This is a genomic window from Pararoseomonas sp. SCSIO 73927, assembly GCF_037040815.1.
Lineage (GTDB): Bacteria > Pseudomonadota > Alphaproteobacteria > Acetobacterales > Acetobacteraceae > Roseomonas.
On sequence record NZ_CP146232.1, the window covers coordinates 2,368,152 to 2,389,634 of the forward strand.

Here is a 21,483-nt window from a genome sequence, read left to right on the forward strand (position 1 = left end):
GCCGCAACTGGCGCGTCAGGCGGCGCTCGCGGCGTCCAGCGCCGCGATGTCCTCCGGCGCCAGGGTGAGATGGACGGCGCGGACGAGGCTCTCCAACTGCTCCGCGCTCGTGGCGCTGGCGATGGGGGCCGTCACGCCCTCCCGGGCGATAACCCAGGCCAGGGCGACCTCGGCGGGCTTCGCGCCGCGGTTGGAGGCCACCGCCTCCAGCGCGTTCAGGATGCGGAAGCCGCGCTCCGTCAGGTACTTCTCAATCCCCGCGCCGCGCTTGCTCTTCGAGAGGTCCTCCTTCGAGCGGTACTTGCCGGAGAGGAAGCCGGAGGCGAGGCCGTAGTAGCTGATGACGCCGATCCCCTCCCTCACGCAGAGGTCGCGGAGCGCGCCGTCGAATTCCTCGCGGTCGTAGAGGTTGTACTTCGGCTGCAGGGATTCGTAGCGCGGCAGGCCGTGCTCCTTCGCGACGGCCAGGGATTCGGAGAGCAGGGCGGCGTCGTAGTTGGAGGTGCCGATGGCGCGGACCTTCCCGGCCTTCAGGAGCTTCTCATAGGCGCGGAGGGTCTCCTCCTGCGGGGTGCCGGGGGCGGGCCAGTGGCTCTGGTACAGGTCGATGACGTCCGTGCTCAGGCGGCGGAGCGAGTTCTCCACCGCCGTCTCGATCCACTTCGCCGAGAGGTCGCGGTGGCCCTGGCCCATGTCGGAGCCGACCTTGGTGAGGATCAGCACCTTCTCCCGCTTGCCGGGGTTCGCGCGCAGCCAGTTGCCGATCACCGTCTCGGATTCGCCGCCCTGGTGGCCGGGCGCCCAGCGGGAATAGACGTCGGCGGTGTCGATGGCGTTCAGCCCGGCATCCACGAAGCCGTCCAGCAGGCGAAAGCCCGTGGGCTCGTCGGTGGTCCAGCCGAAGACGTTGCCGCCGAAGACGAGGGGGGCGATCTCCAGGCCGGACCGGCCGAGCGGGCGCTTCTGCATGGGGTGATCCTCTCCGCGTTGCCGGGCGAAGTTGGGCGCGCCGAGGGCAGCCCGCCAGGGGCGGCGCGTGTTGCAATGCAGCAAGGCGGTGGTTAGCATCGGGCCATTCATCCCGGACCCGGTGAAACCCCGGGTGGCTCTTCCGGCCGCCGATCCGCCGGACAACGCATCAGACGCGACCCTTCAGAGCACCGCCCGGCGGTGCCGTCGCGTGCCTCTTGCGGAAGCACCCTCATGAAAGATCAGCCCATCGCCCGCGACCGGACCGAGTGGTTCGCGGGACCTGCCGCGCTGCGGCGCGACATCCTCGCCGGCATGGTCGGCACCTTCGCCCTCATCCCGGAGGTAATCGCCTTCTCCTTCGTGGCGGGGGTGGATCCGGAGGTCGGGCTCTTCGCCTCCTTCGTCATCGGCGTGGTGATCGCCTTCGCGGGCGGGCGGCCGGCCATGATCTCCGGCGCGGCGGGATCGGTGGCGCTGGTGGCGGCCGCGCTCGTCGTCAGCCACGGCGTGCAGTACCTGCTGGCGGCTACGATCCTGGCGGGGCTGTTCCAGATCGGCTTCGGGCTGGCGCGGCTGGACGTGCTGATGCGCTTCGTCTCGAAATCCGTGCGCACGGGCTTCGTGAACGCGCTGGCGATCCTGATCTTCTCCGCCCAGGTGCCGCAGATGCTGGGGGTGAGCTGGCACACCTACGCGCTGATCGCGGCGGGGCTGGCGATCATCTACCTGCTGCCGCGGCTCACCACGGCGATCCCCTCGCCGCTGATCTGCATCCTCGTCCTCACCGCCTTCACCATGGCCGTGCCGATGCCCGTGCGGACGGTGGCGGATCTCGGGCGGCTGCCGGACTCGCTGCCCTCCTTCCTGATTCCCGACGTGCCGTTCAGCCTCGAGACACTGGTGATCGTCGCGCCCTACGCGCTGGCGATGGCGGTGGTGGGCCTGCTGGAATCGATGATGACGGCGAGCGTGGTGGACGAGCTGACGGACACCACGAGCAGCAAGGCGCGGGAGTGCACGGGGCTAGGCCTGGCAAATCTGGCGGCCGGGTTCTTCGGCGGCATCGCCGGCTGCGGGATGATCGGGCAGACCGTGGGCAATGTGCGCTTCGGCGGGCGCGGGCGCGTCTCCACCCTCACGGCCGGGGTGTTCCTGCTGATCCTCATGGTGCTGCTGCGTCCCTGGGTGGCGCAGGTGCCGGTGGCGGCGCTGGTGGCGATCATGGTGATGGTCTCCGTCGAGACTTTCTCCTGGTCCTCGCTGCGCGACGTGGCGCGGCACCCGAAGGTGTCCAGCGCGGTGATGCTGGCCACCGTGGCCGTGACGGTGCTGACCCACAACCTCGCGCTCGGCGTCGCGGTCGGCGTGCTGCTCAGCGGCGTGTTCTTCGCCTTCAAGGTCATGCGGCTGATGGAGGTGACGACGGCCTATGACGAAGCGTCCGGCACGCGCACCTACACCGTGACGGGGCAGGTGTTCTTCGCCAGCGCGGAGATGATGGCCGACGCCTTCGACACGCGCGACGCCGCCGCCCGCGTGCGGATCGACCTGACGCGCGCGCACCTGTGGGACATCACCGCCGTCTCCGCGCTGGAGGGCGTGGTGGCGAAGCTGCGGCGCCACGGTGCGGCGGTGGAGGTGATCGGGTTGAACGAGGCGAGCGCGGTACTGGTGGACCGGCACGGGCCGGCGATCCAGGCGGGGTAGTCCCCGCGGCCCCTAGGGAGGGGAGAAAGAATTCTCCCCTCCCTTGGATGCCACTCTTCATTTTCTCTCGGGGGCTGCCGCGGAATGCGGGGCCGGGGTTTCTCCTCGGGTCCATGACCCGAGGTGCGGGGCATCGAGGATCGTGCTGACCTGAGGTCGGGAGGCCTGCAGCGCCCACCTTTGGTCATCGCATCCGCGGCGGCCCGATCGCGGGGTCCGGGGTGGCCGTTGCCACCCCGGCGGGATTCCCGGGGCAGCGCCCCTGGAGCGATCGTTCAGCCCTTCCCCTGCCGCGCCTCGATTTCGTCCAGCACGGCCTCCGGCGCCACGTCCTCCTCCACCTCCCGCATCTCCGGGTCCGCGGCGTCGCGGATGTCCAGGCGCTCGGCCATCCGGACGACGAGGCGGGAGAGCTTCGTCAGCTCGTGCTCGGTCAGCAGGCTGATCTGGAGGTCGAGGTCGGCGCGCTTGTCGGCGGCGGCGGCCATGCGGTTCTGGCTGATGAGGACGAAGGTGGAGAGGAAGATGGCCTCGACGGAAGCTTCCATCGCGAGCACGACGAAGGAGGGATCGAACTTCGGCACGCCAGGGATGAAGCCGAGGTTGATCGTGATCCAGGCGCCGTAGAGGACGAGGTGGATGTAGACGAAGGTCATGCTGCCGGTGAAGCGGGTGATGGCCTCCGCCACCTGTTCCTGCCGGGTCGCGTTGGCGGCCTCCTGACGGCGCCGCTGCTCCAGCACCTGGATGTTGCGCATGAGGGAGGAGGAGAGGCTTTCCGGCCGGGGTGACGGAACCGTCGGGGTGGCGGCGGGCATGGGCGGTCCTCCTGTCGGCGCGGGCGAGTTGGGCCCGCTGCCGGGCCCATTGCTGGGGCAGAACGCCGGGCGGGCGGCTTCGCTCCACGGTTTGACAAGCCGGCCCGCCCCGCCGAGAGGGGCGCGCGATGGACCTGCCCGAACTTCCCGTCTCCGAGGCCCTGCCCGCCCTGATGGCGGCTCTGCGGGAGGGGCCGAACGCCGTGCTGGTGGCGCCGCCCGGCGCGGGCAAGACGACGATCGTGCCCCTGGCGCTGCTGGGGGAGCCCTGGGTCGCGGGAAAGATCCTGGTGCTGGAGCCCCGGCGCGTGGCCGCCCGGGCCGCCGCGCGCCGCATGGCCGACCTGGCGGGGGAGGGGGCGCCGGGCGGGCTGGTGGGGCTCTCCACCCGTCTGGACCGGGCGGTGTCCGACCGGACGCGGATCGAGGTGGTGACCGAGGGGCTGCTGGTGCGGCGGCTGCAGTCCGATCCGGGGCTGGAGGGGGTCTCCGCCGTGCTGTTCGACGAGGCGCACGAGCGGCACCTGGACACGGATCTCGGGCTCGCCCTGTGCCTGGACCTGCAGCGGGCGCTGCGGCCGGAGCTGCGGCTGCTGGCGATGTCCGCGACGCTGGACGCGGCGGGGTTCGCGGGGCTGCTGGGCGGAGACGGCGTGCCGGGCGGCGTGCGGGACGCGCCGGTGATCGAGAGCGCGGGTCGGGCCTATCCCGTCGTCGTCCACCACCGGCCGCGCGACATCAAGGAGCCGCGGGACCTGCCGGAGGCGATGGCGGGCGCCATTCGGGAGGCGCTGCGGGAGCATCCCGGCGACGTGCTGGCCTTCCTGCCGGGCTGGGGGGAGATCCGGCGCACCGCCGAGCGGCTGGCGGGCGTGGCCGCGGAGGTGCTGCCGCTGCACGGGGAGATGCCGCCCGCCGAGCAGGACCGGGCGCTGAACCCTTCCGCGCGCCGCAAGGTGGTGCTGGCGACCTCCATCGCGGAGACCTCGCTGACGGTGCCGGGGGTGCGGATCGTGGTGGATGGCGGGTTCCGGCGGGCGCCGCGGCTGGACGCGGCCACGGGGCTGACGCGGCTGGCCACCGTCCGCATCTCCCGCGCCGCCGCCGAGCAGCGGGCGGGGCGCGCGGGGCGCACGGAGCCGGGGGTGGCGATCCGGCTGTGGACGGAGGCGCTGCACCGGGGTCTGCCGATCGCGGACCGGCCGGAGATGCTGGAGGCGGAGCTTTCGGGGCTGGTGCTGGACTGCGCGGCCTGGGGGGCGGAGCCCGGGGCGCTGGCCTTCCTCGACCCGCCGCCCGCCGGTGCGGTGGCGGCCGCGCGGGGCCTGCTGCAGGAACTGGACGCGCTGGACGGGGCGGGGCGCATCACCGCCACGGGGCGGCGCATGGCGCGGCTGGGCGCGCATCCCCGGCTGGCGCGGGTGATGGTGGAGACGCGGATGCCGGGCGAGGCGGCGCTGGCCGCCGACCTGGCCGCGCTGCTGGAGGAGCGGGACCCGATCCGGAACCGCGACGCGCATGTGGACCTGAACACGCGGCTGGACCTGCTGCGCGGCGGCGACCACCCGGAGGCGGACCGCGCCACGGTGCAGCGCATCCGCCGCACGGCGCAGCTGCACCGCCGGCGGCTTTCCGTGCCGGAGCGGACGGAGCCGGGGGGCGATCCGGCCGCGCTGCTGGCCGCGGGCTTCCCGGACCGGATCGCGGCCCGGCGCGGGACCATGGAGGGGGCGTTCCGCCTCGCCTCCGGCCAGGGCGCGCGGCTGGCGGCGAACGATCCGCTCCGCAAGGCGCCGCTGCTGGCCGTGGCGGCGCTGGAACTGGCGGGGACGGAGGCGCGCATCCGCATGGCCGCCCCGCTGGACCGCGCCGTGCTGGAGGCGCGCTTCCCCGAGCGCTTCGTGCGGGAGGAGGTGACGGAGTTCGACGCCCGCGCCAACGCCGTGGTCGCCCGCCGCCGCCTGCGCTTCGGGCCGCTGGTGCTGGAGGAGGTGAACCTTCCCCACGCCGACCCCGCCAAGGTGGCGGAGGCGCTGGCGCGGGCGGCGGCGGGGCGCGGCTTCCGCGACCTGGACCTGTCCAAGGCGGCGGTGCAGCTGCGGGCGCGGCTGCGCTGGGCGCGCGCGACTGAAGGGGCGCCCTGGCCGGACGTGTCCGACGCCGCGCTGGCCGCCGGTGCCGGGGAGTGGCTGGCGCCCTACCTGAACGGGCTCTCCCGGCTCTCGGAACTGAAGGGGCTGGACGCGGTGGCGATGCTGCGCGGGCTGGTGCCGTGGGAGCTGCAGCGGCGGCTGGACGCGGAGCTTCCCGCCCGGGTGGAACTGCCGGAGGGGCGCAGCGCCGCCATCGACTACGACCGCGAGGTGCCGGCGCTGGAGGCACGGGCGCAGCACCTGTTCGGGCTGGCGGGGACGCCGCCGCTGATGGGGGGGCGGATTCCGCTGCAGGTCTCGCTCCTCTCCCCGGCCGGGCGGCCCATCGCCGTGACCTCCGACCTCTCGGGGTTCTGGGGCGGCGGATGGGCGGAGGTGCGGCGGGAGATGCGCGGGCGGTATCCCCGGCACGCCTGGCCGGAGGATCCCTCGCGGGGGTAGGGGCGGGCCGGTTCTTCGCTGGCGGTCTGTCCCGGGGAGAGGAAGAAGGAATTCTTCCTCTCCCCGGACCCCTCACCATCATCTTCTTCTTCGAGTGGGTTTGGCGTCGCGGACGGTGCGCCTCGGCTCCAAGAGCCGAGGCGACTGCAGGGGCAGGATCGGACCCGACAGTCAGCGCCACGCCTCAAGTCAGTCCTGCGGCAGCCCGATGCAGGTCCAGGAGCCTCAGGCTCCTGGCGGGGGTCCAGGTGGCGGAGCCCCCTGGGTGGCCGCGCCCCCCAGTGTCGGCCCGGCATCCAGGCAGAGCGTGGCGGAGAGGCCGGGCGGGTGCAGGCCGGGGTGGGTGTCGTTCAGGATGAGGGCCCCGCCGTGGAGGCCCGCGACGGCGCGGACGAGGGAGAGACCGAGGCCGTAGCCCGGGGTGGTGCGGGCATTGTCGGCGCGGAAGAAGCGTTCCCCGGCGCGGGCGCGGTCGGCGGCGGGGAGGCCGGGGCCTTCGTCGGCCACCGTGATGCGCTGGGTCTCGCCCCGGGCCTCGGCGGAGAGGCGGATGCGGCCGCCGGCGGGGGAGAACTTCACGGCGTTGTCCAGCAGGTTCGCGACCGCCTGGAGGAGGAGGTCGCGGTCCCCCGTCAGGGGAAGGCTCTCCGGCAGGGATGTTTCCAGGGTGACGCCGCGGGATTCGGCGATGGCCTCGTAGAGCTCGGCGGCGTCGGCCAGCAGGGGGGTGAGGTCGATGGCGGCGAAGGCGGCGCGGCGGGCGCCCGCCTCGGCCTCCGTGATCCGCAGCACGGCCTGGAAGATGCGGGTCATGCCGTCCAGGTCGGTGATGCCCTGCTCGATGGCGCGGCGCATCGCCTCAGGGTCCGCGTCCTGCGCTTCTTCCAGCCGGCCGCGGGCGCGGGCGACGGGGGTGCGGAGGTCGTGGGCGATGGCGTCCGACACGCCGCGGATGCCGGCCATGAGGGTGCCGATCTTGTCCAGCATGGCGTTCAGGGTGCGGCCCAGGCGGTCGAACTCGTCGTCGCGGTCGGAGAGGGGGACGCGCTGGGAGAGGTCGCCGCCGGCGATGGCGGAGACGGTGTCGGCGGCGGGGCGCAGCATGGATTGCAGGGCGCGGCGCAGCAGCAGGGCGCCGATGAGGGCGATGAGGCCGGAGGCGCTGGCGGCCCAGCCGAGGCCGCGCGCCAGGAGCTGGCGGAGGTGCAGCCGCTCCTCCTCGTCGCGGCCGACGAGGAGGCGGTCGCCGTTCGGCAGGTCGGCGCGGTAGAGGCGGACCTCGGTTCCCACCCCGTCCCGCACCATGCCGGCGCGGAGCCAGCGCAGGCCCTCGCTCTCGGGCGGGGGGCCGGCCAGCTCGTCGGGCGTGGCGTCGAGGTTGCCGGCGAGGGGCGTGCCGGCGGCGTCGGTGAGGCGGTAGAGGTCCTGGTCGTCCCCGTCCCGCGTCAGGCGGTAGGCGATGCCCTGCAGCACGCCGTCGCGGCCGGTCTCACGGTAGCGGGCGAGGAGGGAGGAGACGTCGGCGCGGATGGCGGCGTCCGTCTGCCGGTCCAGGCCGCCGGCCGTGTTGTACCAGACGATACCGGCGAAGGCGACGCCGCCGAGCAGGAACATGCCGGCGAAGAAGACGGCGAAGCGGAAGCCGGCGCTGTCCACCAGCCGGGGGACGGGGGCGCGGCGCACCTGCTCCGTCGGCATGGTGCCGCCGCTAGGCGGCCTCCTCCGCCCGGATCATGTAGCCGGCGTTGCGGACGGTGTGGATCAGCGGCCGCTCGAAGCCGCGGTCCAGCTTCTGGCGGAGGCGGGAGACGTGGACGTCGATGACGTTGGTCTGGGGGTCGAAGTGGTAATCCCAGACCTTCTCCAGCAGCATGGTGCGGGTGACGACCTGGCCGGCGTGGCGCATCAGGTGCTCCAGCAGGCGGAACTCGCGGGGCTGCACGTCGATGCGCTTGCCGCCGCGGGTGACGGTGCGGGAGAGGAGGTCCAGCTCCAGGTCGGCGACGCGGAGCTTCGTGGCGGGGGCCTCGGCGGCGGGGCGGCGGCCCAGGGCCTCCACGCGGGCGAGGAGCTCGGCGAAGGCGAAGGGCTTGGTGAGGTAGTCGTCCCCGCCCGCCTTCAGGCCGCGCACCCGCTCATCCACCGCCGAGAGGGCGGTGAGGAAGAGGACGGGGGTGCGGTTCTCCTGGGCGCGGAGGGTTTCCACCAGGCGCAGGCCGTCCACGCCGCCGGGCAGCATGCGGTCCAGCACCAGCAGGTCGAAGGTCTCGCCGGCGGCGGCGAAGAGGCCGTCCTTGCCGTTGTCGCGGTGCTCCACGGAGTGGCCGGCCTCGGTGAGGCCGCGGCGGACGAAGCGGGCGACCTCGGGGTCGTCCTCGACCAGCAGGATACGCATGGTGGTCCTTGGGAAGTCTTTTTCCGGGCCTAGAATGGCCCGAAGGCGGGGCCAGGACCAGATGGGGGCGGCACCTCCCCGCAAGGAGGTGCCGCCCCCGGGAACCCGGGCCGGTCAGGCGGCCCAGATGTCCTCCGCCGTGACGGCCGTGCCGGCGCCGAGGGCGGCGATCCGGGTGGCGGCCGCGCCGCCCGCGCCGTCCGCGTCGTGGTACAGCGCGCCGGTCGCCGCGTCGTAGAGGACGCGCTGCGCGGCGGTGGTCGCCGTGCGGCCCGTCCCGAAGGCCTCCGCCGCGATCGGGCCGGCGGTGCCGAGGGCGAAGGCCGTGCCGTCCAGCTCGATCCGGTCCTCGCCGGAGGCGAAGTCGAGAATCCGGCTCTCGTTCCCGGCGCCCAGCGCGTCCAGGCGGAAGCGGTCGGCGCCGCCGCCGCCGGTGAGGCGGTTCAGGCCCGTGCCGCCGACCAGCAGGTCGTCCCCGCCGCGCCCGACCAGCGCGTCGTTCCCGCCCAGGCCGTAGAGGGTGGTGTCCACGGCGTTGGCGAGGATGCGGTTGTTCAGCGCGTTGCCCGTGCCGGTGCGCGCCGCGCCTTCGACCATCAGCTTCTCGATGTTGTCGCCGAGGGTGTAGTCGATGAGCGCCGTCACGCGGTCGTAGCCGGCGCCCGCGCCCTCGATGATCACGTCGCCGGCGTCGTCCACCTGGTAGGCGTCGTCGCCCTCGCCGCCCTCCATCGTGTCGGCCCCGGCGCCGCCGAGGAGGCGGTTGTCGCCGCTGCCGCCGAGCAGGCGGTTGCCGAGCGCGTTGCCGATGACGTCGGCATCGGAGGCGCCGCGCAGCTCCGCGTTCTCCACGGTGGAGGCGAGGTTCAGGCGGTCCTCCCCGGCGTAGATGGCGGTGTCGATCCCCGCGCCGCCCTTGGCGGCGGTGAGGCCGTCCACGTCGAGCACCACGATGTCGTTGCCGCGCGGGGCACCGCCGGCGGTGGAGATCGCGCCGGGGACGGAGATGGCGCCGTCGCCCGCGCGGAGCTGCTCCACGATCGAGACGCCGGTGCCGGGGAAATCGGTGAAGAGGCCGTCGAAGCCGGAGGCGATGACCTTCAGGTACTCCTCCACCGGGCGCTGCACCGTGCCGTCGGGGTTGAGGAAGGAGAAGTACTCCTCGTCGCGCAGCGTGTAGATCACCGCCTCCACGCCGGCATCGTGCGCCCACTTCACGATGTCCATCTCCGCGCCCGTGAGTTGGGCCGCGATGAGGGGGACGCCGTCGCCGTCATAGTCCACGGGGGTCGTCAGCGGCGTGGAGGCGTAGACGTCCTCCTTGTAGGGGCTGATGACGTCCGCGTAGAGGTCGGCCATCGCCTTGATCGCCTCGGCGGAGTAGAGGCCGCCGCCGCCGACCTCGGCCACCGTCGTCGCCGTGAGCGGGAAGTCGAAGCCGTCGAAGAGCGAGGGGTCGGCGCCCAGCGCGGCGTTGGCGGGGTTGAGGTGGAAGGCGATGTCCGGGGAGTAGTTGTTGTACATCAGCTGCACCAGCGGCACGTCGATGCCGGCGGCGGGCATGATCACTGTCTGCAGCTCGATGAGGTTCGCGATCTCGAAGGACTGGATGGAGACGCGGGTGGGGTCGGTGAAGCCGTTCTCCACCAGCGTGTCGACCAGCACCTGGCTGGTGTCCACGCCGATCCGGGTGCCGTCGGCGTAGACGCCGTTGTACTCGAAGTAGGTGGGGTGCTTCGTCTCGGGGATGATGCTGATCTTCACGCCCGTCTCGGCCTCGACCTGCTTCACGAGGTCGATCACCTCCTGCAGGGTGGGGATGCGGAACTGGTCGTTGAACTCCGCATTGTCCGGGCGGAGCTGCGGGATGCGCTCGCGGGCGTAGAGGGTCTTCAACTCGGCGAGGGTGAAGTCCTCCACGAACCAATCGGTGACGGTCTCGCCCTCCAGCACCTTCGTGGTCCGGCGATCGGCGAATTCGGGGCGGTCGGCCACGTCCGTGGTGCCGCCGAGCATCGGCTCGTGGCGGTCCACCAGCACGCCGTCCTTCGTCAGCACGAGGTCGGGCTCGATCACCTTGGCGCCGAGGCGGATGGCCTCGCGATAGGCCTCCAGCGTGTGCTCGGGGCGCGTGCCGCTGGCGCCGCGATGGGCGATGACCTCCGGGGCGTCGCCGGAGAGGGTGTCGAAGACCGCGTCGATCTCCAGGTCCATGGAGACGAGGCGGTGGTCGGAGGCGGGGAAGCCGTTGGGCGGCAGGGTGGGGCTGTAATTGCCGGCGAGGGGGAAGAGCGGGTCCGCCGCCATGGGCCAGAAGACTCCCCCGGCGACGGGGGTGAGGCCGGCTGCGGAGGGGAGGACGTAGTCGGCGCGGAGGTTGCCGGGAGCGCCGTCCGCGAAGTCCGCCGTGTCCCCGTTGGGGTTGCCGGTGTGGGCGTTGTTGGCCCCGCCCTGGGCGGCGGCGGCCTCGGTGGCGCCGGCGGAGATGGGGGTGACGCTGGCGTCGATGACGGGGTTCTGCAGCAACTGCAGGGCGGCGGAGTCCACGCTGTCGCCGTCGTTCGGGTCGGCGTTCATGTCGCCCATGATGACGAAGCGGGCGCCGGCCTCCAGGCCGCCGGCATTGCCCTCGTCGTCGTAGATGTAGCCGCCCTGGCCGGGGGTGACGTAGTCGGAGAGGAAGCGGATCTCGTCGGCGTTGCGCAGGCCGTTGCGGTCCTCGGCGCCGTCGAAGGTCGGGGGCGTCGGGTGGGCGGCGATCACGTGCAGGATCTCGCCGTTGATCCGCACGGGGATGTCCCAGTGGGACTTGGAGGAGAGGCGCAGCACGGCCAGTTCCTCGGCGGAGTAGAAGTCGCCGGGGGCGGCGGTGGAGGCGTCGTCCGGCAGGCGGGCGCCGGGCATGTCCTTCCAGAGGAAGGTCTGGAAGGTGCGGATATCCTCGTAGACGATCTCGTACTTCGAGTAGATCGCCATGCCGTACTGGCCGGGGTAGTTGCCGAAGCCGAAGGCGTCGTCGCCGTAGCCCGGGGCGCCGGGGGTGGTGACGGCCGCGCCGTTGTTGTTCAGGTCCAGGCCGCTGGCGATGCCGGTGTTGGAGGGGGCGGTGAAGGCGTAGCCGTAGTCGATCGCCTGCCCGCCGCCATCGGCGAGGTTCAGCGTGTTCTGGCCGACGGCGAGGTAGTTGTCCCGGAACAGGTTCAGCGCCCGGTCGCCGGAGACGTAGTCGAACTCGTTGATGAGGACGATGTCGGGGGCGGCGCGCTGGACGATCTCGGCGACGGTCTGCGCCTGGAGGTTGCCGGGGGTGGAGAGGTCCCGGACCAGCTCGCCCTCCGCGTTGCGGTTGAGCGAGGCGTTGAAGGTCGCCACCCGGATCTCAGTGCCTGCCATGCTGGCCTCTCCCGTCCTCGGCGGGCCTTCGGCCGATCCGCCGGCAGGGTCCGCACATGTGACGAAAGGTTAACCGGCTGGCGTCGCAGGGTCGGTGTGGCTTCCGTGAAGCTTCCTTGGCCAAGAAATCGTGAGGCGGGGGCGTGAGAGGGGCCGGGTGCCGCGGCACCCGGGCCCCGGCCGGCTACTGCTGCGGCGCCGTGCCCGTGCCCGTGCCCGTGCCCGCGGGGCGGCGGCCCACCTGCACGTTCACGTCCTGCGCCCGGCCGTCGCGGGTGATGGCGAGGCGCACGCTCTGGCCCGGTGCGATGCCGGCCACGGTGCGGATCAGCGCGCGGGAGGTCTCGATCCGGTCGCCGTTCAGGGTGTTCACGATGTCGCCCTGGCGCAGCCCGGCGCGGGCGGCGGGGGAGTTGCGCTCCACGCCCTGGATCTGCACGCCGCGGCGGCCGCGCGGGCCCTCGTTGCCGACATCCTGCACGGCCACGCCGAGCCAGCCGCGCTCCACCCGGCCGTCGCGCCGCAGCTGGTCGATCACGCCCTTCGCCAGGTCCGACGGGGTGGCGAAGCCGATGCCGGCGCTGGCGCCGGAGGGGGAGTAGATGGCGGTGTTGATGCCGATCACCTCGCCCGCCGTGTTGAACAGGGGGCCGCCGGAATTGCCGGGGTTGATGGCGGCGTCGGTCTGGATGAAGTCGTCGAAGGGGCCCGCGCCGATCTCGCGCCCGCGGGCGGAGACGATGCCGGAGGTGACGGTGCCGCCGAGGCCGAAGGGGTTGCCGCAGGCCAGCACCCACTGGCCGACGCGGACGGGGCTGGTGCTCCAGGGCACGGCGGTCAGCGGCGTGCGGCTCTCGATCCGCAGCAGGGCGAGGTCGGTCAGCTCGTCCGTGCCGACCACGCGGGCCGGGTGCTCGGAGCCGTCCTGGAGGGAGACGACGACACGGGCTGCGGAGCCGACGACGTGGTTGTTCGTGACCACGTAGCCCGCCGCGTCGATGATGAAGCCGGAGCCCGCGCCCTGCACCTGCTGCTGCTGCCCGCGCCGGCGTTCCCGGAAATAGCGCTCGAAGGGGGTGCCCCGCAGCTCCGGCGGGATCTGGGTGGTCTGCTCGCCGGTGACGGCGATGTTCACCACGGCCGGCAGGACGGCGGCGGCGAGGTCCGCGAAATCGGGCACCACGGTGAGGCGGGGGGAACCTGTTCCCTGGGCCCCTGCGACTTGGGCCTGGGCGTCGAGGGGGGTGCAGCCGGGGGCGGCGGCCAGGGCCGCGAAGCCGAGGAGGGCGGCGCGGCGGGGCAGGGGGGAACGCATGGGGTGCTCTGGCTCTCCGGGGTGCGGCGCGGGGTCTTACTCGTCATAGAGAGGGAAGAAAGGGCCGGGGTTCAAGCGGGCGGCCCCGGGAAGAGTTCCTTCCGCCCCCCGTTTCCGCACCCGGTGTCCGGCGCGGGGTCAGGCGCCGCCCTCGATCAGGTCCCGGATGCGCCCGGCCAGCGCCTCCATGGCGAAGGGCTTGGTCAGGACGTGCATGCCCGGCTCCAGATGGCCGTTGCCCAGCACCGCGTTCTCGGCATAGCCGGTGATGAAGAGGACCCTCAGCCCGGGGCGCGTCACCCGCGCCGCGTCGGCCAGCTGGCGGCCGTTCATGCCCCCGGGCAGGCCGACATCCGTCACCAGCAGGTCGATCCGCGCGTCGGAGCGCAGCGCGCGCAGGCCGGCGGTGCCGTCGCCCGCTTCCAGGGCGGTATAGCCCAGCTCCTGCAGCACCTCCGTCACGAGCATCCGCACCGTGGGCTCGTCGTCCACGATCAGCACGGTCTCGCCGCGCTCCGCGCGCGGGGCGGCGGCCAGGGCGGCGGCACTCTCCGCCGCGTCCTCCGCGCCGTGGTGCCGGGGCAGGTAGAGGCACACCGTCGTACCCTGGCCGATCTCCGAGTAGATGCGGATCTGGCCGCCGGACTGGCGCACGAAGCCGTAGATCATGGAAAGGCCGAGGCCGGTGCCCTGGCCGAGGGGCTTGGTGGTGAAGAAGGGGTCGAAGGCGCGCTCGATCACCTCGGGCGTCATGCCCGTTCCGGTGTCGGTGACGCAGAGGGAGAGGTACTGGCCGGGCGGCAGGTCCCGCTCCCGCGCCATGTGCTCGTCCATCCAGCGGTTCGCCGTCTCCACCGTGATGCGGCCGCCATCGGGCATGGCGTCGCGCGCGTTGATGCAGAGGTTGAGGAGCGCGCTCTCCAGCTGGTTCGGGTCCACCAGCACGGGCCAGAGGCCGGCGGTGCCCACCACCTCCACGGCGACCGCCGGCCCCACCGTGCGGCGGATCAGCTCCTCCATGCCGGAGATGAGGCGGTTCACGTTGGTGGGCCTGGGGTCCAGCGTCTGGCGCCGTGCGAAGGCGAGGAGGCGGTGGGTGAGGGCGGCGGCGCGCCCGGCAGCGCCGTGCGCCGTGGCGATGTAGCGGTCCAGGTCGGCCAGCCGCCCCTGGGCGAGGCGGGTCCGCAGCAGCTCGAGGGAGCCGGTGATGCCGGTGAGGAGGTTGTTGAAGTCGTGGGCGATGCCGCCGGTGAGCTGGCCGACGGCCTCCATCTTCTGGCTCTGGCGCAGCGCCTCCTCGGTCCGCCGCAGGGTCTCGGCGGCCTCCTTCTCGGCCTGGATGTCGCGGCCGACGGCGTGGATGAAGCGCTTGTCCGGCACGGCGGTCCAGGAGAGCCAGCGGTAGGTGCCGTCCTTCCGGCGGTAGCGGTTCTCGAAGCGCAGCGTGGTGCGCCCGGAGGAGAGGCTGCCCACCTCGGCCAGGGTGGCCGCGCTGTCGTCCGGGTGGATGAAGGCCATGAAGTCCTGGCCCAGCAGCTCCGTCTCGCCCCAGCCCAGAAGGGCGGTCCAGGCGGGGTTCACCGCCTCGATCCGCGCGTCGAAGCCGGCGACGAGCATGATGTCGGTGGAGAGGCGCCACATCCGGTCGCGCTCCCGCGTGCGCTCCTCCACCCGCTGGCCCAGCTCCGCATTGAGCGTCGCGAGCGCCTCGGCCGTCACGCGGAGCTCGCCCTCCGCCCGCACCTTGCCCGTGGTCTCGACGACGATGGCGATGACGCCGGCGGGACGCCCGTCCACGCCGGGGATGGGCGAGTAGTCCAGGTTCATCCAGACCTGTTCCGGCCGGCCGTGGCGGTGGAGGGTGAGCTCCTGGTCCCTGTAGGCGAGGGTGCCGCCGGCGAGGCCGACCTTCATCACGTTGTCGTTGAAGTCCGCGACCTCCGGCCAGCCCTCCCGCACTTTCGAGCCGAGGAGGCGGGGGTGACGGCCGCCGGCGAAGACGGAGTAGGCGTCGTTGTAGATCATGATGCCGTCCTCCCCCCACAGCGTGACGATGGGCACGGGGGAGCGGAGGAGGAGGCCGACGGTGGTGCGGAGGTGGCCGGGCCAGGAGGACAGGGGGCCGAGGGGGGTGGAAGGCCAGTCATGGGCCGCGATCAGCTGCCCCAGCGCGCCGCCGCCCGCGAGGAAGTCCGGCCCCTCGCGCTCCGGCTCGCCCCCATTCCTCCCCTGGGGCTCCCCCTTGGGCTCCATTCGCAGCTGATCCCTGACGTTCCGGCGGAAGCGGCCGGGCCGCTCCTTGCGCCGGATGCGGCCGGGCGTCCACCCGCGCCCGGTGCAGCGCTGCGGTAAGCACGGGGCGCCGCCGCGGGTTTCCGCCGCCCGCCCCCGCCACTGCCCCCCTTGCGCGGCCTCGTGCCCCTTCCTGCCCCCTTGCCAGCGCCGTGCCGGCGCGGAACATCCCCGCCGACGCAGGAGGAACGCCCATGCCGGACGCTCACAGCGGCCCGGATTCAGCCGGCCCGACGACCAGCCCGGACGGGCCGCCGCAGGATTCCCGCCTGCCCCTCTCCGGGCTGCGGGTGGTGGAGCTCGGCCACTACATCGCCGCGCCCTTCGCCACGCGGCTGCTGGCCGACCTGGGCGCGGAAGTGATCAAGGTGGAGCCGCCGGAGGGCGACCCGCACCGGGACTGGGGCGCGCGGGTGAACGGGAAGGCCGTGTGGTTCTCCATCCACGGGCGCAACAAGCTCTCCGTCGCGCTGAACCTGAAGAGCGAGGAGGGGCGGCGGAAGGTGCGTGCCCTGTGCGCCCGGGCGGACGCGCTGGTGGAGAACTTCCGGCCCGGCTACCTGGAGCGGATCGGGCTGGGGCCGGAGGTGCTGCGGGCGGAGAACCCGCGGCTGGTGATTGCGCGGGTCTCCGGCTACGGGCAGGACGGGCCCTACCGCGACAAGCCGGCCTTCGGCGCGATCGGGGAGGCGATGGGAGGGCTGCGGCACCTGACGGCCAATCCCGGGAGGACGGACCTGCCGCCGCCGCGCTGCGGCGTCTCCATCAGCGACGACCTGGCGGGGATGTATGCGGCGCTCTCGCTCGTCTCGGCCTGCTGGGGGCGGGACCGGAGCCCGGAGAGGCGCGGCACCACGATCGACCTCGACCTCGTCTCCTCGGTCTTCTCGCTGATGGAGGGGATGCTGCCGGAGTACGGCATGCTCGGCCGTGTCAGGCAGCCCATGGGGGCGGCGCTGCCGAGCGCGGCGCCGACGAACACCTACCCCTGCGCGGACGGGAAGTGGCTGGCGATCGCGGGCAATTCCGACCTCATCTTCCGCCGCCTGATGGAGCGGATCGGCCGCCCCGAGCTGGCGGCGGACCCGCGCATGGCGAGCAATTCCGGCCGCTGCGCCCACGCCGCCGAGCTGGACGAGGCCATCGCCGCCTGGACGCGGGGGATGACGGCCAAGGAGGCGCAGGAAGCGATGGAGGCGGTGCAGGTGCCCTGTTCCCGGCTGTACGACATGAAGGACTGCGCGGAGGACCCGCACTTCCAGGCGCGCGACATGATGCTGGAGGTGGAGGACCCGCTGGTGGGCGCCACCGTGCCGCACCCCGCCGCCCCCTTTCGCTTCGAGGGCATTCCGCCGCGCGACATGGTGCGCTGGCCCGGCCCCGCGGTGGGGGAGCACAACGACTACGTCTTCGACATGCTGCTGAAGGAGGATGCGCGATGAGCGAGAGCGCCACGATCAGCGACGTCGCCCCGCGCGACGGGCTGCAATCCATCGGCGGCTTCGTGCCGACGGAGAGGAAGATCGCGCTGGTGCGCGCCATCCACGCGGCGGGGATCCGCCGGATGGAGATTGGTTCCTTCGTCTCGCCGAAGGCCGTGCCGCAGATGGCGGATACGGGCGAGGTGCTGCGCGCGGCCCTCGATCTGCCGGGGCTGGAGTGCACGGTGCTGGTGCCGAACCGGCGCGGCTTCGACCTGGCGGCAGGGTCGGGCGCGCAGCGGCTCGGCCTCTTCATGTCGGCCACCGAGAGCCACAACAAGGCGAACCTGAACCGCACGCGGGAGGAATCCTTCGCCGACCTCGCCGCCATCGTGGCGGATGCGCGGGCGGCGGGGCTGCTGGTGCGGTTCAACCTCTCCACCGTGTTCCACTGCCCCTTCGAGGGCGTGGTGCCGGACGAGGAGGCGCTGGACTGGGTGGAGCGGATCGTCGCGCTCGATCCCGCCATGGAAGTCGCGCTGTGCGACACCACCGGCAACGCCGCGCCGGACCAGGTGCGGCGCGTGTTCGAGAAGGCTTTCGCCTCCTGGGGCAGCCGCTTCGCCTTCCACGGGCACGACACCTACGGCATGGGCGTGGCCAACGTCTCCGCGGCCTGGGCGGCGGGCTGCCGGATCTTCGATTCGGCCTCCGGCGGGCTCGGCGGCTGCCCCTTCGCGCCCGGCGCGACGGGGAATGTGGCGACAGAGGACGTGGCCTGGCTGTTCCGCCGCATGGGCGTGGAGACGGGGATCGATTGGAACCGGCTGCTGGAGGCGGCCGACCTGGCCGCCACAATTCCTGGCGGCATGCCGGGCGGGCGGATGCGCGGGGTGCCGGCGGCGCGGCGGGCGGCGTGAGGCGGCCCCAGGGGGCGCTGCCCCCTGGAACCCCATCTGGCTGCCGCTACGCTTTCCTGAGGCGGTGTCTTCGCGTGAGGGACTTTTTCTGCCCTTGCAGTCGCCTCGGGTCATCGACCCAAGGCGCACGGCGGCAGAGGGAGACCAACTCCTGGAAGACATGGCGGTGAGGGATCGGGGGAACGGAAGAGTTCCTTCTTTCTCTCCCCGGGGCCGCCCCTCGCCCGCCCGTTGCGGCGGCGGCATCATGGCCTCTGGTCCGGCACGGGGCTTGCCCCTTGCCGGCCGATCTATGGAGGCACCACAGCATGTCGTTCTTCCCGCGCTGGCCACTGGCCCAGGGATCCACCGTTCCGCCGGATGAGCGGCTGCCCTGGGGCACCACGGGGCTGCTGGGCGTGCAGCACCTGGTGGCGATGTCCGGCTCCACCATCCTCGGGCCGCTGCTGATGGGGTTCGACCCGAACCTCGCCATCCTCTTCTCCGGCATCGGGACGCTGATCTTCTTCGTCCTCGTCGGCGGGCGGGTGCCGAGCTACCTCGGCTCCTCCTTCTCCTTCATCGCGGTGGTGATCGCCGTCACGGGCTATGCCGGTACGGGGCCGAACCCGAATATCGGGCCGGCGCTGGGCGGGATCATCGCCTGCGGGGCGCTGTACTCGGCGATCGGCGTGCTGGTGATGTTCACCGGGTCCAGCTGGGTGGAGCGGCTGATGCCCCCGGCGGTGACGGGCGCGGTGGGCGCAGCGATCGGGCTCAACCTCGCCCCCGTGGCGGTGAAGGGGATCGAGGGGCCGGGCTGGCACGTGATCGTGGCGCTGGCGACGCTGCTGGCCACGGCCTGCATCGCCGTCTACGCGCCGCTGGCGATCCGGCGGGTCTCCATCCTGGCGGGCATTGCCTGCGGCTACGTGCTGTACTTGATCGTCGGCAACGTGATGGGGCTGCTGCCCGCGATCTCCTTCGCGGAACTCTCCGCCGCGCCCTGGTTCGGGATGCCGGCCTTCCGCGCCCCGACCTTCGAAGTGGGGGCGATGGCGCTGATCGCGCCGGTGGCCTTCATCCTCGTCGCGGAGAACCTCGGGCACATCAAGGCGATCGGGGCGATGACCGGGCGCAACCTGGACCCCTATGTCGGGCGCGGCTTCCTCGGCGACGGCATCGCCACCATGGTCTCCGGCGCCGGCGGCGGCACGGGGGTGACGACCTATGTGGAGAACATGGGGGTCATGGCCGTGACCCGCGTCTTCTCCACCGTGCTCTTCGTCGTGGCCGCGGTCTTCGCCATCGCGCTCGGCTTCTCGCCGAAGTTCGGGGCCTTGCTGCGGACCATCCCCGGCCCGGTGCTGGGCGGGCTGGCCGTGGTGGTGTTCGGGCTGATCGCGGCGGCGATGATCCGGCTCTGGGTGGACAACCGTGTGGACTTCTCGGACCCGCGGAACCTGCTGACGGTGGGCGCCGCCCTCGTGCTCGGCGCCGGCAATTTCACGGTGACGATCGGCGGCTTCTCCATCGCGGGGATCGGCACGGCGACCATTGCGGCGATCGGGATGTACCAGCTGCTCGGCATCGGGCGGCGCGATCCGGTGGGGGTGGTTCACGGCATCGCGGAGGGCGGCGGAAACCGGCCTCTCCACTAGGCCGGGCACGCGGATTGCCTGCGCGGTTGTGACTTGCGGCGCGCCGGGGCAGAACCCGGCCGCCGAACCGCGCAGGACCATCCGCCATGCCCCGCATCCTCCGCCTCGCCGCCGCCCAGATGGGGCCGAACCAGCGCGCCGATACGCGCGAGGCAATCCTGGCCCGCATGATCGCGCTGCTGGAGGAGGCGGCAGGAAAGGGCGCAAAGCTGGTGGTCTTCCCCGAGCTCGCCTTCACCACCTTCTTCCCGCGCTGGCTGCTGGAGGGTGCGGAGCTCGATAGCTACTACGAGACCTCGATGCCCAACCCGCAGGTCCAGCCGCTCTTCGACCGGGCGCGGGAACTCGGGGTGGGGTTCTACGTCGGCTACGCCGAGCGCACGGAGGACGGGAAGCGCTTTAATTCCGCCATCACCACCGCGCCGGACGGCTCCATCCTCGCCAAGTACCGCAAGGTGCACCTGCCCGGTTCCGTGGAGCCCCGCGCGGGCGACCGGTTCCAGCAGCTGGAGAAGCGCTACTTCGAGTACGGGGACATGGGTTTCCCCGCCTTCCGCGGCCCCTCCGCCTGGGGTTCCCCGATCATGGGCATGCTGGTCTGCAACGACCGGCGCTGGCCCGAGGCTTGGCGTGTCTACGCGCTGCAGGGGATGGAGCTGATGGTCGTCGGCTACAACTCCGCCGCCTACGACCCGAATGGCGGCTCCACGGAGAACGAGGAGATCCGCACCTTCCACTCCATCCTCGCGGCCCAGTCCAACGCCTACATGAACGCCAGCTGGGCCGTGGCCGTGGCCAAGGCGGGGAACGAGGACGGCTCCGGCCTCATCGGCGGCTCCGTCATTGTGGACCCGAACGGGGTGATCGTGGCCCAGGCGAAAACGCTCGGGGACGAGGTGCTGGTGGCGGATTGCGACCTCGACCTCACGCGCCAGGGCAAGGAGAAGATGTTCAACTTCGCCGCCCACCGGCAGCCGCAGCACTACCGCCGGATCGTGGACCAGGTGGGGGCCGAGCCGCCGGCGTGAGCTTCGGGGGCTTCGCCCCCGTGCCCCGACCAGGGGGAAGAAGGAATTCTTCCCCCTGGACCCCCATCATCTTCTTCTATCGATTGGCACCGGGGAGACGTGTCGCTCGCCGAGGGTCCATGACCCTCGGCGAACCGCCAGCGCCGCATTCCGCGGCAGCCACCTAGAAAAAAATGAGGGTGGGGGTCCAGGGGGAGGGAGAATTCCTTCTCCCTCCCCCTGAGGCCGCCCGGCACCGTCACCCGGCGGTCGGCCCCGCCACCTTGTCCGGGTAGTTGCAGAAGTCCCGCGCCACGCAGTGCCAGCACTCCGGCCGCCGCGCCTTGCAGACGTAGCGCCCGTGCAGGATCAGCCAGTGGTGCGCGTCGCGCAGGAGCTCGGGCGGGCAGCGCTTCACCAGGCCGTCCTCCACTGCGCGTGGGGTGTCGCCGGGGGCGAGGCCGGTGCGGTTGCCCAGGCGGAAGATGTGGGTGTCCACGGCCATGGTGTCCTGGCCGAAGGCGACGTTGAGGACGACGTTCGCGGTCTTGCGGCCGACGCCGGGCAGGGCTTCCAGGGCCTCGCGGTCCTCGGGGACGCGGCCGGCGTACCGCTCCACGAGGATCCCGGAGAGGGCGGCGACGTTCTTCGCCTTGGCCTGCCAGAGGCCGATGCTGCGGATGTGGCGGGCCACCCCCTCGGCGCCGAGGGCGGCCATGGCGGCCGCGCCGGGCGCCTCCGCGAAGAGGGTGCGGGTGACCTTGTTCACCGCGAGGTCCGTGGTCTGGGCGGAGAGGACGACGGCGACGAGGAGGGTGAAGGGGTCCGCGTAGTCCAGCTCCGGCCTCGGTTCCGGGTTGGCGGCGGCGAGGGCGCGGATGAAGTGGGCGGCGGTGGCGGCGGAGAGGCGACGGGCGCGGCGGGGCTGGCTGGCGGTGCCGTGCAGGGGGAGGATGGGCTTGGCGGGGCGGGGGCTCACGGGGGCTTCCTTAAGCCATGTGCATTCCCC

Annotated in this window: 14 protein-coding genes and 1 other annotated feature; of the genes, 6 read left to right on the top strand and 8 right to left on the bottom strand. The window is 72.6% G+C overall.

Annotated features, from left to right (window positions below; genetic code table 11):
- Window positions 1–15 precede the first annotated feature (15 nt).
- Window positions 16–969, bottom strand: coding sequence for an aldo/keto reductase (locus VQH23_RS11195; RefSeq protein WP_338665721.1), 954 nt, complete (start codon window positions 967–969; stop codon window positions 16–18).
- Between the two features lie 111 nt (window positions 970–1,080).
- Window positions 1,081–1,136, top strand: a sequence feature (sul1 is cis-regulatory element that is thought to sense ions involved in sulfur or methionine metabolism; They are found in Alphaproteobacteria).
- 67 nt (window positions 1,137–1,203) lie between these two features.
- On the opposite strand from VQH23_RS11195, the gene VQH23_RS11200 reads away from it, so the two are divergent.
- Window positions 1,204–2,679: a SulP family inorganic anion transporter gene (locus tag VQH23_RS11200; RefSeq protein ID WP_338665722.1), complete on the top strand. Its 1,476-nt coding sequence runs from the start codon at window positions 1,204–1,206 to the stop codon at window positions 2,677–2,679.
- 275 nt (window positions 2,680–2,954) lie between these two features.
- On the opposite strand, the gene VQH23_RS11205 is transcribed toward VQH23_RS11200, so the two are convergent.
- Window positions 2,955–3,497: a DUF1003 domain-containing protein gene (locus VQH23_RS11205; RefSeq protein WP_338665723.1), complete on the bottom strand. Its 543-nt coding sequence runs from the start codon at window positions 3,495–3,497 to the stop codon at window positions 2,955–2,957.
- A gap of 128 nt (window positions 3,498–3,625) precedes the next feature.
- Between VQH23_RS11205 and hrpB the strand changes: the two genes are divergently transcribed.
- A complete protein-coding gene (gene hrpB / locus VQH23_RS11210) occupies window positions 3,626–6,091 on the top strand; it encodes an ATP-dependent helicase HrpB (RefSeq protein ID WP_338665724.1) in 2,466 nt (821 codons plus the stop codon).
- Between the two features lie 225 nt (window positions 6,092–6,316).
- On the opposite strand, the gene VQH23_RS11215 is transcribed toward hrpB, so the two are convergent.
- From VQH23_RS11215 to VQH23_RS11235, 5 genes are all read right to left on the bottom strand, one after another.
- The gene (locus VQH23_RS11215; protein WP_338665725.1) at window positions 6,317–7,789 is read right to left on the bottom strand and encodes a HAMP domain-containing sensor histidine kinase; all 1,473 of its coding nucleotides are present in this window, start codon (window positions 7,787–7,789) and stop codon (window positions 6,317–6,319) included.
- Between the two features lie 10 nt (window positions 7,790–7,799).
- The gene (locus VQH23_RS11220; RefSeq protein WP_338665726.1) at window positions 7,800–8,486 is read right to left on the bottom strand and encodes a response regulator transcription factor; all 687 of its coding nucleotides are present in this window, start codon (window positions 8,484–8,486) and stop codon (window positions 7,800–7,802) included.
- Between the two features lie 114 nt (window positions 8,487–8,600).
- A complete protein-coding gene (locus VQH23_RS11225; RefSeq protein ID WP_338665727.1) occupies window positions 8,601–11,879 on the bottom strand; it encodes a glycerophosphodiester phosphodiesterase family protein in 3,279 nt (1,092 codons plus the stop codon).
- A 184-nt stretch (window positions 11,880–12,063) separates the two neighbouring features.
- Window positions 12,064–13,194 (bottom strand): trypsin-like peptidase domain-containing protein, encoded by a 1,131-nt coding sequence (locus VQH23_RS11230; protein WP_338665728.1) that lies wholly within the window; start codon window positions 13,192–13,194, stop codon window positions 12,064–12,066.
- Window positions 13,195–13,332: 138 nt separating this feature from the next.
- Window positions 13,333–15,447, bottom strand: coding sequence for a PAS domain S-box protein (locus VQH23_RS11235; protein WP_338665729.1), 2,115 nt, complete (start codon window positions 15,445–15,447; stop codon window positions 13,333–13,335).
- A 233-nt stretch (window positions 15,448–15,680) separates the two neighbouring features.
- On the opposite strand from VQH23_RS11235, the gene VQH23_RS11240 reads away from it, so the two are divergent.
- From VQH23_RS11240 to VQH23_RS11255, 4 genes are all read left to right on the top strand, one after another.
- A complete protein-coding gene (locus tag VQH23_RS11240; protein ID WP_338665730.1) occupies window positions 15,681–16,928 on the top strand; it encodes a CoA transferase in 1,248 nt (415 codons plus the stop codon).
- Complete coding sequence (locus VQH23_RS11245; RefSeq protein WP_338665731.1) at window positions 16,925–17,827, top strand: hydroxymethylglutaryl-CoA lyase; 903 nt, start codon at window positions 16,925–16,927, stop codon at window positions 17,825–17,827. Before VQH23_RS11240 ends, VQH23_RS11245 begins: the two co-directional genes overlap by 4 nt.
- Before the next feature lie 308 nt (window positions 17,828–18,135).
- Window positions 18,136–19,467, top strand: coding sequence for a solute carrier family 23 protein (locus tag VQH23_RS11250; protein ID WP_338665732.1), 1,332 nt, complete (start codon window positions 18,136–18,138; stop codon window positions 19,465–19,467).
- 86 nt (window positions 19,468–19,553) lie between these two features.
- The gene (locus VQH23_RS11255; RefSeq protein WP_338665733.1) at window positions 19,554–20,495 is read left to right on the top strand and encodes an N-carbamoyl-D-amino-acid hydrolase; all 942 of its coding nucleotides are present in this window, start codon (window positions 19,554–19,556) and stop codon (window positions 20,493–20,495) included.
- A 238-nt stretch (window positions 20,496–20,733) separates the two neighbouring features.
- On the opposite strand, the gene nth is transcribed toward VQH23_RS11255, so the two are convergent.
- Complete coding sequence (gene nth / locus VQH23_RS11260; RefSeq protein WP_338666090.1) at window positions 20,734–21,354, bottom strand: endonuclease III; 621 nt, start codon at window positions 21,352–21,354, stop codon at window positions 20,734–20,736.
- Between the last annotated feature and the right edge of the window lie 129 nt (window positions 21,355–21,483).